Genomic DNA, 12,671 nt, shown 5'->3' on the forward strand with positions numbered 1-12,671 from the left:
CTGACGATGCCGCCGCTTACTGCGGCAGCACTTCCACGGTGGCCGCGTACGTCATGCGGCGCTCGGGCATGGCGGGCGGCTGGCCGGCCACGGCCGGTGCGGCCGCTGGCCAGGTGCTGCTCAGGTAATACATGCCGGCTGCGGGCACCGTAAACGTGATCTCGCCCTTGGCATCGGTGCTCTGGCGGATTTCACCGAGCACGCCACGGTAGCGCACGCCGCCTGGCACCAGGCTGAAGGCCTGATTTGCCGCCGGCTTGCCGTCGACGAGGAAGCGCCACGTGGCTTTCTCGCCCGCACGCAAGTCGTTCGGGTGCGTCACGGGCACGAATTCCAGGCCCACGCCCGTCGGCTTGAACACTTCCGTGCTCGTTTCGCCATTGCTGAAGAAAGTTTCCAGGCGCGCCGCCGTGCGCGTGATTTTCAGATCTTGCGCGTCGGCCGGCACTTCCTTCTTGAACGTCTCTTCATTGCCGCGGAAACGCTTCTGCTCGCCATTGAGCTTGTAGCTGCCCATCACGTTTTGCGACACGATGGCCGCTTTATACGTGCCCGGCTTTTCCATTTTTACGTCGAAGACGCTGCGCAAACGGCCCGTGACCGTGTTCGCCGGCGTGACCTTCGCGCCATCCGGACCGATGACTTGCAGCGCGTCCAGGCGCAGCGGCTGGTGGTCGATCTCGAACAGGCCGTCGGAAACGGCCGCGTCCACCGTCACCCAGGCGTCCTTGCTTTCCACCATCGTGCTCGATGGCACCATCCAGCCGCGGTGGGCGTGGGCGTTCATGGCCAGGCCGGCCAGGGCCACGGCGATCAGGGATTTGTTGAATTGCTTGAACATGATGTGCGCCTTATGGTTTGAGTTGGACGACGACATTGCCGAGTTCTTCCTTGCCTTTGGCAGGCACGGACTGGGCCGATTTCAGCGGCCACTGGAACGGCACGCGCACCAGTTCGCGTCCGCCCGCTTCGCGCGCCGCTTCCACGACCACCTGGTATTCGCCGGCCGGCAGCTTGTCGAGCAAGGCTTTGGCGCCGGGGAACGTCAAGGTATGTTCGCCGGGGGCGCGCGTGGCGCCGCTGACGCCGTCAACGGGCATGGCCAGGTCGCGGCCGCTCTTGCGCCACCATTGGCGCATGTCCTTCAGCCATTTTTCACCGGCCTTGTCCTTCTTTTTCACGTCATACAGCACGGCCAGGTTGCCAACGACCTTCTGGTCCGCCGTTTCCAGCCACGCCGCCACGTAGGGACGGTGGTATTCCGCCACGTTCAGTTGCGGCAGTTCAATCTTGAGGGACAGGTCGGCAGCCATCGCCGACGTACCGATCAGGGGAAGGCCAAGCGCCAGGGAGTAGCGTAATTTCATGGTGTGCCTGTAAAAAGGAAAAATAAAAACATCAGTGGATAAACAGCAAGGCGATCGCGCAAGGTATCAAGATACCGAGGCCCACCATCGGCCAGGTAAATGGCCGGTTGGCCGCGTGGAACTTCAAAATCAACAAACCCGTCAGGCAAAACACGATGCAGGCGCCGGCAAAGATGTCGATGAACCAGCTCCACGCCACGCCCGTGTTGCGGCCCTTGTGGACATCGTTGAGCCAGGACACCCAGCCCCGGTCCGTCAATTCATATTCAGCGGCCCCGTCTTCGAGGCCGATGCGCACCCAGGCGTCGCCGCCCGCCTTGGGCAGCGGCAGATACACTTCGTCGACCGACCATTCGGCGGGACGCCCGCCCGCATTGAGCGACCATTGCTGCTTGAGCCAGGCTTCGGCGGCGGCCGGCATCGGTGCGTTGGCGCCATCGTGCTTGGCGGCATACGCGGCCAGTTCCGTGACGAGGGGTGCCGGCAACGCCGCCTGCTGGCGCGTGATCGCCGGCTTGGCTTCGATCTGGCCGGCGTGGTTCAGGGTGATGCCGGTAATGGCGAACAGAAACATGCCCAGCAGGCAAAGCGCCGAGCTGATCCAATGCCATTGATGCAAGTTCTTCAGCCAGACGGCGCGGCTGGCGTTGTTCCTGGCCTTGTCTGCGGCGCCCGCATTACCCATCAATAGCTCCCGGCAAGGAGCGGGCCAGGTGGCGCGACAAGTCAGTGTGCTTCATTCCCATCCTTCAATCAAAGTGCATGCTTATATTTTCAAACAAATGATAATGATTATCATTTATTAAGTCAATACATGGGGCGCCCCGCCAGGCCAGCGTTTTGTAACAGCTTTGAAACAAAGCTGGCCTGCTACGTAAGCTGCCGTACAGAGCCGCTTGCCGCACCCGCCTATGCTGTTGTTCAGGACAATCAAACAGGAGCAAGCACATGCAACAGTATTCCAGCGAACAACTGGCCAACATCGCGGCCAAGATCAAGGATGTCAAATTCGGCATGCTGACCACCAGCGACGACATGCGCACGCTCACCAGCCGGCCGCTGACGCAGCAGCAGGTCGACAGCGAAGGGCAAATCTGGTTCTTTGTCTCGGACGATGCCGCTTACACGCGCGATTTGCTGAACAATCCGCAAGTCAACGTCAGCTTTGTCGACACGGGCGACAGCCTGTATGTGTCCGTCTGCGGCCACGCGCAGTTGCTGAAAGACCGCGCCAAGGCGGAGGAATTGTGGAACCCGCTGGTGAAAGCGTGGTTTCCTGGCGGACTCGACGACCCAAAGCTGTCGCTGATCAAGGTGACGATACAGTCGGCCGAATACTGGGATAGCAGCGCCAGCAAGATGATGCAATTCTATGAAATGGCCAAGGCCGCCATCACGGGCGAGCCGCCGAAGGAGTTGGGCGAACACGGCCGGGTCGATCTGTAGCAGACTTTTTCTATTTTACCCGGGTGTTATTGACTTTCAATTTAACCCGGGTAAAATTGCCTGCATTCCCCATGGAGGCAAGACATGCATACCCCCGCAACACCCGAGCTCACCGCCTTCGCGGGCAAACGCAAAGTAGCCGCCGGCTCTTTGCACGCCGTGGCGCAAACACTGAAGGAACTGGTGACGCGCGAACCCGATGCGCAGATCCTGATTTTCGACGACGCCAGCGGCAGCCAGGTCGACCTGAACCTGCATGGCAGCCTGGCCGATGTGCTGCAGCGCCTGCCACGTGCAGCCACGCCGGCGCCGCAGGAAGACGTTCCCGCGCGCACGGCGGGCCGGCCGAAGCTGGGCGTGGTGGCGCGCGAAATCACCTTGCTGCCCCGTCACTGGGAATGGCTGGCAACGCAGACGGGCGGCGCTTCCGTGGCCTTGCGCAAACTGGTGGAACACGCGCAGCGCGGCAACAAGGCGCACGATGAACAGCGCCAGGCGCGCGAAGCGGCCTATAAAGTCATGAATGCGCTGTCAGGCGATGCGCCCGGCTTTGAGGAAGCGAGCCGCGCCCTGTTCGCCGGCAAGCAGCCGGCATTCCTCGCGTGCGTACAGGACTGGCCAGCCGACGTGCGCGAACACGTCTTGCAGCTGGCACAGCGGGGATGGTCCGAAGATTAAGCGACGGTTGAAAGATCAGACGCCCGTACTGCCCGTGGTATCGGGCGCATCGTCGGCGCTCTGCCGGCTCTGCCCGGCGGAGCCGGCCTGGTGATGGGGCAAGCGGTCGGCGCGCCGCACTTCGCCGATGGAAAACAGATCGTCGCCGATATCGAGCCCCTGCTCGCTATCGACCAGCACAAAGTTCTCGGCCGACTCGGCCGTGCTTTGCTTGCTGCCTGCCGTGGACGGCGTGCCGCCCTGGCTGTTGCCGGCTTGCGGCGTAGTGGAGTTGCCCATCATCTTCCCCCTGCTCGTGAATGCGATTTGACTGCGTTGACTGCGCGTGGGCCGTGGCCGGCGCAGCTCTTTCATCATAGTCCATGCCTGCTGCATTGCATCAAAATTTTGCGCTAGCCCGCGGTAGCCCGCGGTAGCCCGCGGTAGCCAGTGCTAGCCAGACAAGCGGCGCGGCCCTGGCCAGCGGCGTGCCTGCTTCCCGCTGGCCAGGGCCACTTGCGACTTGCTACTTACCTGCCGCTACTTGTTGCGCGAGCCCGAACTGGAACCGGAACCGCCGCTTTGCTTGTTGCCACTGTCGCGGTTGCCTTCCTGGTTCATGCTGGCATTGTCACGCGAACCGCTGGAGCTGGCGGCACTTTGCCGGTTCGCATCGTTCTTGTGGCTTTGACTGCCAGCGCGGCGTGCCTCTTCCGACGTAAACTCATGCGCCGTGCCCTTTTCATGCGCGGCGCGTCCGCCTTCGCTGGCGATTTCGCGCTGCTGGGCGGGGTCCATGGAAGCGAAACCGCGCTTGCTGGTATCGCTTTGCTTGCTGCCGCCGCTGCCGCCACTGCTGCTGCTACTGGTTTTACTACCTTGCTGTTTATTGTCGCTCGATGTGGCCATGATGATCTCCTTGATCGATAGAATCGAAACAGTGCAAACCATGCAATTCTTCCCCCTCGCATGGCAAGGGAACAGTCATCTTAGTGCGCGCATGGGGTACAAGAAATAGGAGGATGGCAAGAGCGCATGTAGGATGAGTCCCGCCTACGGTGGCATAGTTAACTTGAGTTTTATACCAAAAGTATCTGTTGCTCAGCTGCTGGCGGGCAAGGGGAAAATCGCCGCGTCGGCCGTCACGTACACGCGCTCGCCAACATTTGGGCGCACCGCATGGCCGCCCGTAAAGGCGCCAAACGAGGGCAGGATGGCGCGCTTCTGCCCCAGCAGGAAACACGGCAGGCGCAAGCCGCCAATATCTCCGCGCAAGTGGAACACGGGATGCACGTGGCCCGCCAGCACATAGCCGGGCGCCACGGTGTCCGGGTGATGGCAGAACGACAGCTGGCCCACGCAATACGGTTCATCGACCATGCGAATGCCCAGCGCGGCGGCCGGATCGCCCGCGTGCAGGTCATGGTTGCCGCGCACCACCGTCAGGCGCACGTCGGGATGGCGCGCGCGCCAGGCCAGCATGGCCGCCACGGTGGCGGCCGCATGGGCGGCGCGCGCGTGCAAAAAATCGCCGAGGAAGACGATTTCCTCGCAAGCGTAACTGGCCAGCAAGGTGTCGAGCGCCAGCAGGTTTTGCGTCGTGGTGCCGCGTGGCACCGGCACACCCAGCGCGCGAAACGCGGCCGCCTTGCCGAAATGGATGTCGGCGATGACCAGCATCCTGCGCGCCGGCCAATAGATGGCCTTGTGCGCCAGCAGCCAGACTATCTCGCCATCCAGCTCCACCGCGCAGTGTGCTTGCGGGCCGCTCATGCGGCCGCCTTTTCCAGCGCACTGACCAGGCGCGCCACCCGGTCCGACAGCTTTTCCGTCGTCAGCTGTTCGCGGAAGCGCTCGACCATCAGGCCGAAGGCAAATGGCGATGCGCGCTGCAGCGCTTGCCTGGAAATGCGCCGTCCATGCAGCTCGCGCAAGGTGGCGCGCAAGCGCGTCAATTCCAGTTCCTGTTCCAGCACTTCGCGCTGCGCCTGCGTGAGCAGCAGATTGGCCGCATCGTGCTTGCGGAACACTTCAAAAAACAGCGAGGACGAGGCCTGCAACTGGCGCGCGCTTTTCGGCTGGCCCGGATAGCCCTGGAACACGAGGCCGGCGATGCGGGCGATTTCGCGGAAGCGCCGCTGCGACAGTTCCGTCGCATTCAGGCTGGCCAGCACGTCTTCGAGCAAGTTATCCGTGCTGAACAGGGCAAGATCGGCGCCGCTGGCACCCGACAACAGCGGCGCAAAATCGATGTCGTCCGCGCCCAGCAATTCAAAGCCGTAATCGTTGACGGCGATCGACAAGGTCGCCGGCTGCGCGCGCGCGATGCGGTAGGCCAGCAAGGACGCCAGGCCCAGGTGCACGGAGCGCCCCGCAAACGGATACACGAACAGGTGGTGGCCTTCACGGCTGGACAGGGTTTCCAGCAGCAGGGTCGCGCGCGTGGGCAGGCTCGACCATGCCTGCTGGATGGCCAGCAGCGGCGCCAGCGCGCGCATTTCCGGCCCGCTGGCCTTGCCCTCCTGCGCCAGTTGCAACTGGTCCAGCACGGCATGCGCGAGTTCCGACGACAGCGGCATCTTGCCGCCCTGCCAGCGCGGCACGGCGCCGCGGCTGCCTGTGGCACGCCGCACGTAGGCCGTCATCTCGTGCACGCGCACGAATTCCAGGATGCGCCCGCCAAACAGAAAATGGTCGCCCTGCTTCAGGCGCGCGATGAACGATTCCTCGATGCTGCCGATGCGCCCGCCACCGAGGAACTTGACCTGGATCGCCGCCTCCGACACGATGGTGCCGATGCTCATGCGGTGGCGCCGCGCCAGCGCCACGTCCGGCACGCGGTACACGCCTTCCTCGTCCGGCAGCACTCTCCGGTATTCGGGATACACGGTGAGGCTTTGCCCGCCGCGCGCGACGAAATCGAGCGCCCATTGCCACTCGTCCAGGGTCAGGTGGCGATACGACCAGGCCGCGCGCACTTCCGCGTACAGCTCGGCAGACTGGAAACCGCCGCCCAGCGCGATCGTCACCATGTGCTGCACCAGCACGTCGAGCGGCTTGTCCGGCACGGGCCGCGCTTCCAGGTGGCCATGCGCCAGGGCAGTGCGGGCAGCGGCCGCTTCCAGCAATTCCAGGCTGTTGGTGGGCACCAGGGTCACGCGCGAAATGCGCCCCGGCGCGTGGCCGCTGCGCCCGGCCCGCTGCACCAGGCGCGCGATGCCTTTCGCGCTGCCCACCTGCAGCACGCGCTCGACGGGCAGGAAATCGACGCCCAGGTCCAGGCTGGACGTGCACACGACGGCTTTCAGTTCGCCCGTTTTCAAGTGCTGCTCGACCCACTCGCGCACTTCGCGGTCCAGCGAACCGTGGTGCAGGGCGATCAGTCCCGCCCAGTCGGGCCGCGCGTCGAGCAGGTGCTGGTACCACAGCTCGGCCTGCGAACGCGTGTTGGTAAACACGAGGGTGGTGGCGCTGCCCTCGATCTCGGCGATCAAAGGCTGCAGCATCTGGATGCCCAGGTGTCCGCCCCAGGGAAAGCGCGTCGGGTTGACGGGAATCAGGCTGTCGACGAGGATACGCTTTTTGACTTTGCCTTCGACCAGCACGCCGGCGCTTTCCTCGCCCAGCAAGACGTCCTGCGCCTGCCGCAAATTGCCCAGGGTGGCCGACAAGCCCCACGTCATCAATGCGCCATGCCAGCTGCGCAAGCGGACCAGCGCCAGCTGCACCTGCACGCCGCGCTTGCTGCCCATCAATTCGTGCCACTCGTCGACGATCACGGTTTCCAGCAGGCTGAAACGTTCGCGGGCATCCGTCTGGCTCAGCATCAATGACAGGCTTTCCGGCGTCGTGACGAGCACCTCGGGCCAGGCTTTCGCCTGCCGTGCCCGCTGCGCCGCGCTCGTGTCGCCCGTACGCGCCTCGATGCGCCAGCCGGGGGCAAGCTCCGCGCCCGAGGCTTGCAGCGCGCGCACCGTGTCGGCCGCCAGCGCCCGCATGGGCGTAATCCACAGCACGCGCAAGCCCTGCTTTCGTCCCTTGCGTTGTAGTCGCTCGGCGCGCAGCAAGGCGCCGAACCAGACGGCATACGTCTTGCCGGAGCCCGTGCTCGCATGCAGCAGACCCGACTGGCCCTGTGCTGCGGTGCGCCAGACGGCGCGCTGGAACGGGAACACGGACCAGCCGCGCGCAACAAACCAGGCATCGATGCGCTGCGCCAGCGCGCTTTTGCTCATCGCTTGCTCATGTGGCCTGGACCAGCATGGCCTTCAGGGTGGCCAGCGTGTCCGCATCGGCGATGGCCTTGTCGTCACGCCGGCGCAGGATGCGGGGAAAGCGCACGGCGATGCCCGCCTTGTGGCGGCTGGACGCGGCGATGCCCTCGAAACCGATCTCGAACACCATCGTGGGCTTGACGCTGCGCACGGGGCCGAATTTTTCTATCGTCGTCTTGCGGATGGCGGCATCGACTTGTCCGATTTCCGCATCCGTCAAGCCCGAATACGCCTTGGCGAACGGCACCAGCTTGCGCTCGCCTTCCTCGACGTCATCCCACACGGCAAACGTGTAATCCGTGTACAGCGACGCGCGGCGGCCATGGCCCGCCTGGGCGTAGATCAGCACTGCGTCGATGGAATACGGGTCGATCTTCCACTTCCACCACGTGCCCACCTCTTTCGTCCGGCCCACGCCATACGCGGCAGACCTGGCCTTGAGCATCATGCCTTCCACCCCGCGCGCCCGCGATTCGCTGCGGATGGCCGCCAGCGCCTCCCAGCTTGCCGCCGCTATGCGCGGCGACAAACGCAGCGCGGGAGCATTTACCTGCGCCGCTACGCTTTCCAGCAGCGCGCGGCGCTCCAGCTGGGGCAACTGGCGCACGTCCACGCCATCGAGTTCCAGCACATCGTAGGCCACGAGCACGGCCGGCAATTCGGACAGCAGCTTGGACGACACGCTCTTGCGGCCCATGCGTTGTTGCAGATCGGCAAACGGCGCCGGCACGTCGCCCGGCTGCCAGATGAGGATTTCGCCATCGAGCACGGTGCCCTCGGGCAAGGCAAGCTGCGCCAGTTCGGGAAAGCGCTCCGTGATCAATTCCTCGCCGCGCGACCACAGCCAGTTCACGCCCTCGCGGCGCAGCAGCTGGGCGCGCATGCCGTCGTATTTCCACTCGACCAGCCAGTCGCCGATGTTGCCGAGACTCTGCGGCTCCGCCTGCAAGGGATGGGCGAGGAAGAACGGATACGGCTGGCCGCCGCGCAGCGCATGTTCACCGTCCGACTGCGCGGCGATCAGCTTGAGAAAACCCGCGCCCGTGGGGCTGACCTTGCCGTCGGTCCAGCCCATCAGGCGCTGGGCGATCAGCTTGCTGTCGACGGCGGCGATGGAGGCCAGCGCGCGCGTCACCAGCAGTTTGGACACGCCCACGCGAAAGCCGCCGCCGATCAGTTTGATGAGCAGGAAGCGTTCGCGCGTTTCCAGCTCGTCCCAGTAGGCCAGCAAGTCGGCGCGGATGGTCTCGGGCGGCGCGCCGCGCAACGGTGCGATGCGCTGCTCGACCCACTCGGCCAGGCCGACGTCGCTGCGCCTGGCGGGCGCGGGCAGGATCAGGGCAATGGTTTCGGCCAGGTCGCCCACGGCGTGATAGGCCTCGTCGAACAGCCAGGCATCGAGGCCCGCCCACTCGGTCGCATACTCGCGCAGCAGCTTGGTGGGCACGGCCTGGCGCGGCTTGCCGCCGGCCAGGAAGTACACGGCCCAGGCCGCATTCTCGGGCGAGGCACTGCGAAAATACGCTTGCAACGCCGCCAGCTTGCGGCTGGTGGAGGTCGTCTCGTCGAGTTCGGCATACAGCCGGGCAAAGTCACGCATGGGCGACGTCCTCCGCTGCCGTCGATACACCGGGTACGCCGTCATCGGCCTCGTCGTCGCCATACTCCGTTTCGAAGCCGCCCGCCTGCCAGCCGTTCTGCCGCAGCCAGCGCACCATCACGGGAATCGAGCCATGCGTGACGATGATACGTTCGGCCTGCGTGGCCGTGATCGCTTGCATCAGTCCCGGCCAGTCGGCATGGTCGGACAGGACAAAACCCCGGTCCACGCCGCGCCGCCGGCGCGCGCCGCGCAGCAGCATCCAGCCGCTGGCGAACGCATCGCTGTAGTCGCCGAAGCGCTTCATCCATGGCGAACCGGCGGCCGACGGCGGCGCGATCACCATCGCCGTTTTCAAGGCCGCCTTGTCCGTCACGTCGCTCACCATCACGGTGGCGGGCAAGGCCACGCCCGATTCGCGGTAGACCTGCGTCAAGGCCTGCGCCGCGCCATGGCAGATGATGGGGCCGATGGAAGGGTCGAGCCCCGCCAGGATGCGCTGCGCCTTGCCGAAGGCATAGCAGAACAGCACGCTGGTGCGCCCTTCGGCCGCATTCCTGCGCCACCATTGCTTGATTTCATCATTGATTTCCTGCGGCGCCTGCCAGCGGTAGATGGGCAGGCCGAACGTCGATTCCGTAATAAAAGTATCGCAGCGCACTGGCTCGAACGGTGTACAAGTGGGGTCCGGCTGCAGCTTGTAGTCGCCCGACGCCACCCACACTTCGCCGCCCACTTCCATGCGCACCTGGGCCGAGCCCAGCACGTGGCCGGCCGGATGCAGCGACACTTGCACGCCATGGTGTTCGATGGTCTCGCCATAGGCGAGGCCCTGGATGGAAACGGCGCCCAGGCGCGCGCGCAATACTTGCTCGCCGGGCGCGGCGCACAGGTAATGCCGGTGCCCGACACGCGCATGGTCGGCATGCGCATGCGTGATGATGGCGCGCTCGACGGGACGCCACGGGTCGATGTAGAACTGCCCCGGCACACAGTACAAGCCTTCCTTGCGCACCACTACCATGTCTGCCATGCCCTGCCCCCTGCGTTAAAAAAAGCGCGTTGGAATGGGCTGATTCTAGCGCTCTTGCGCCAGATCACTGTTCGGCAGCGCACCAAGGCTTCACGCGGGGACGACGAACTCCGCCATGAAAGTACGCGTGGTGTTTTCCGGAAAGGCAATGGTGACCTGGTCGCCCGCCACCGACAGCACGGTGCCGATCTGGTAGCGCGGTACGCGCACGCGGCTGCCGACGGCGATCTGGGGCGCCCGCGCTGGCGCAGGTACTTGAGCAGGCGCTGGCGGGAACTCGTCCAGGGAGATGGGTGCGGCCAGCGCGGGCGGCGACTGGCAATTGTCGCAGGTGCGGCAGCGCTTGAAATCGCCGGCATCGCCAAAATAATCGAGCAGCAGTTTCCAGCGGCACAAGCCGCTTTGCGCATACGCCACCATCTGCTCGAGCGCCTGCTTGTCGCGCTCCTGCTTGTCGACATAGATCTGCGCCAGCTGCGCATACGCAGGCGTGGCGGCCGACGGGGCTGTCAAGCGGTAACCGAGCTTGCGGTCCTGGCGCAGCAGCTTGCCGTCTTTCAACAGTTTCAGGCATACCTTCAGGTGCCCATCGGAAAACTCGGGCAAGCGCGCTGCCAGCGCGGCGAACGCGAACGTGGCCGGCAATTCCTGCGCGGCCGCCACGATGGCCGCCAGTTCTTCGGCCGTGGGATAGTGCTTGGCCAGGAAAAATTGCTGCACCCGCTTGTCTTCCTGGAAGTACAGCAAGGTGCAGTCGGCGGGCAAGCCGTCGCGCCCCGCCCGGCCCGATTCCTGGTAGTACGCTTCCAGGTTGGCCGGCACCTGCAAGTGGATGACGAAGCGCGTGTCGGGCTTGTCGATGCCCATGCCAAACGCGTTGGTGGCCACCATGATGCGGCGCTCGCCGTTCATGAACAAGTCCTGGTTGTGCTTGCGCTCGCGCGCCGCCAGCTTGCCGTGGTAGCACGTGACGCTCTCGCCCAATTCGCCCAGCCGCGCCGCCAGGTCCTCGACGGCCTTGACGGTGGCCGCATACACGATGCCCACGCCTGGCGTCTCACGCAGCAGGCGCAAGACTTCGTCCTGTTTCTCTCCCGCATTTGTGACCTGGATCACGCGGTAGCGCAAATTGGCGCGGTAGATGCCGGTATTGATGACCTGCAGCTTGCGCGCTTCGAGTTGCGTGTCGATATCGTCTATCACTTCCCCGGTGGCCGTGGCCGTCAGCGCCAGCACGGGCGGACGGCCCAGCGCGCGCAGGGCGGCCGCGATTTCCAGGTAGGCGGGACGGAAGTCGTGGCCCCACTGGGAAATGCAATGGGCTTCATCGATGACGACCAGGCTGGGCGGCGCGCTGGCCAGCAAGGACAGGAACTCGGGCATCGCCAGGCGTTCCGGCGTGCAAAAGATGATGAGCCTGCCACCCTGGGCGATGCGGGCGATGGCGTCGTCCTCTTCGGCGCGCGACAGGCTGCTGTTGAGCTGTACGGCCGTGATGCCCAGTTCGTGCAGCTTTTCCAGCTGGTCTTTCATCAGCGAAATCAGCGGCGACACGACCAGGGTGGCGCCCGGCAACAGCGCGGCGGGCAGCTGGTAGCACAAGGACTTGCCGCTGCCGGTGGGCATGATGGCGAGGGTGTCGCGCCCGGCCAGCACGCTGTCGATGACTTCCTGCTGGCCCGTGCGCAGCCGCGCCACGCCAAAGACCGAGCGCAGCAGGCGCTGGATGTGTCGACCAGACTTGTTCAGCGAAGCAAGCATCATTGCCGTCCTAAAAGTAAAACCGCCATGCCGGCGCCCCTGCGCCAAGGTGCAGTTACTTTACGGCCGGGCCTGGCGCACCGCCATAGGACGGGCACCACAGCTGACGTAGGAATTCAGGAAGCAAACAGGATGGCCCAGAACAGCATCAACAAACCGGCAATCGACACGCACCACACGAGCGTGCGCACGACGGGCACGCCAAACGCGTACAGGGGCAGGTACAGCACGCGTGCGGCCAGGTACAGGGCGGCGCCGTACAGGGTCAGCGCGCTTTCCTGCGCCGTCACGTGGGCGATCAGCACGGCGGCGGCGAACAGGGGCAGGGTTTCGAACAGGTTCGCCTGGGCCCGCCGCAAGCGGGCCGTGATCTTGCCCACGGGCGGGCCGTCGCCGTCGCGCGCGCTCACGTTATAGGCCGTGCCCGTTTCGCGCGTGCGGAACAGGGCGGGCAGGAGAATTTGCACCAGCGCCAGCACGAGGGTGCAGGCCAGCATCGTCAGTTCAGGAGTCATCCATTTGCCTCTGCAGGG

General features: G+C 64.9%; 13 protein-coding genes. 2 read left to right on the forward strand and 11 right to left on the reverse strand.

The annotated features are described in order from the left end of the window. Positions 1-16: 16 nt before the first annotated feature. Genes IGS55_RS08475 through IGS55_RS08485 form a run of 3 tightly spaced genes read right to left on the reverse strand, consistent with a single transcriptional unit; the run spans position 17 to position 2,052 of the window. Entirely contained in the window at positions 17-841 is an 825-nt protein-coding gene (locus IGS55_RS08475; protein ID WP_230517360.1) for a DUF4198 domain-containing protein, read from the reverse strand. 10 nt (positions 842-851) lie between these two features. Next, positions 852-1,367 carry a DUF2271 domain-containing protein gene (locus tag IGS55_RS08480; RefSeq protein WP_070303571.1) on the reverse strand — a complete coding sequence of 172 codons (516 nt, stop codon included), beginning with the start codon at positions 1,365-1,367 and terminating at the stop codon, positions 852-854. Positions 1,368-1,398: 31 nt separating this feature from the next. Next, positions 1,399-2,052: a PepSY-associated TM helix domain-containing protein gene (locus IGS55_RS08485; RefSeq protein ID WP_230517361.1), complete on the reverse strand. Its 654-nt coding sequence runs from the start codon at positions 2,050-2,052 to the stop codon at positions 1,399-1,401. Positions 2,053-2,315: 263 nt separating this feature from the next. Here IGS55_RS08485 and IGS55_RS08490 point away from each other — a divergent pair, with 263 nt between their 5' ends. Further along, the gene (locus IGS55_RS08490) at positions 2,316-2,813 is read left to right on the forward strand and encodes a pyridoxamine 5'-phosphate oxidase family protein (RefSeq protein ID WP_230517362.1); all 498 of its coding nucleotides are present in this window, start codon (positions 2,316-2,318) and stop codon (positions 2,811-2,813) included. Positions 2,814-2,897: 84 nt separating this feature from the next. Next, entirely contained in the window at positions 2,898-3,491 is a 594-nt protein-coding gene (locus tag IGS55_RS08495; protein WP_230517363.1) for a DUF2239 family protein, read from the forward strand. Between the two features lie 15 nt (positions 3,492-3,506). On the opposite strand, the gene IGS55_RS08500 is transcribed toward IGS55_RS08495, so the two are convergent. The 8 genes from IGS55_RS08500 to IGS55_RS08535 form a co-directional block, all read right to left on the reverse strand. After that, a complete protein-coding gene (locus tag IGS55_RS08500) occupies positions 3,507-3,773 on the reverse strand; it encodes a hypothetical protein (RefSeq protein ID WP_230517364.1) in 267 nt (88 codons plus the stop codon). Positions 3,774-4,010: 237 nt separating this feature from the next. Then, on the reverse strand, positions 4,011-4,379 hold the full coding sequence (locus tag IGS55_RS08505) for a KGG domain-containing protein (protein WP_230517365.1): 369 nt from the start codon (positions 4,377-4,379) through the stop codon (positions 4,011-4,013). 192 nt (positions 4,380-4,571) lie between these two features. Then, positions 4,572-5,243, reverse strand: coding sequence for a ligase-associated DNA damage response endonuclease PdeM (gene pdeM, locus IGS55_RS08510; RefSeq protein ID WP_230517366.1), 672 nt, complete (start codon positions 5,241-5,243; stop codon positions 4,572-4,574). Continuing rightward, on the reverse strand, positions 5,240-7,705 hold the full coding sequence (locus IGS55_RS08515; protein ID WP_230517367.1) for a ligase-associated DNA damage response DEXH box helicase: 2,466 nt from the start codon (positions 7,703-7,705) through the stop codon (positions 5,240-5,242). The genes pdeM and IGS55_RS08515 overlap by 4 nt, the downstream gene beginning before the upstream one ends. A gap of 7 nt (positions 7,706-7,712) precedes the next feature. Then, positions 7,713-9,344 carry an ATP-dependent DNA ligase gene (locus IGS55_RS08520; protein WP_230517368.1) on the reverse strand — a complete coding sequence of 544 codons (1,632 nt, stop codon included), beginning with the start codon at positions 9,342-9,344 and terminating at the stop codon, positions 7,713-7,715. Then, a complete protein-coding gene (locus tag IGS55_RS08525; protein WP_230517369.1) occupies positions 9,337-10,377 on the reverse strand; it encodes a ligase-associated DNA damage response exonuclease in 1,041 nt (346 codons plus the stop codon). Before IGS55_RS08525 ends, IGS55_RS08520 begins: the two co-directional genes overlap by 8 nt. A gap of 90 nt (positions 10,378-10,467) precedes the next feature. After that, positions 10,468-12,138, reverse strand: coding sequence for a RecQ family ATP-dependent DNA helicase (locus IGS55_RS08530; protein WP_442908157.1), 1,671 nt, complete (start codon positions 12,136-12,138; stop codon positions 10,468-10,470). Between the two features lie 116 nt (positions 12,139-12,254). Beyond that, the gene (locus IGS55_RS08535; protein WP_070303540.1) at positions 12,255-12,653 is read right to left on the reverse strand and encodes an MAPEG family protein; all 399 of its coding nucleotides are present in this window, start codon (positions 12,651-12,653) and stop codon (positions 12,255-12,257) included. Between the last annotated feature and the right edge of the window lie 18 nt (positions 12,654-12,671).

The sequence above is a fragment of the Janthinobacterium sp. EB271-G4-3-2 genome (genome assembly GCF_020858035.1).
GTDB classification, from domain to species: Bacteria; Pseudomonadota; Gammaproteobacteria; order Burkholderiales; family Burkholderiaceae_D; genus Janthinobacterium; species Janthinobacterium aestuarii.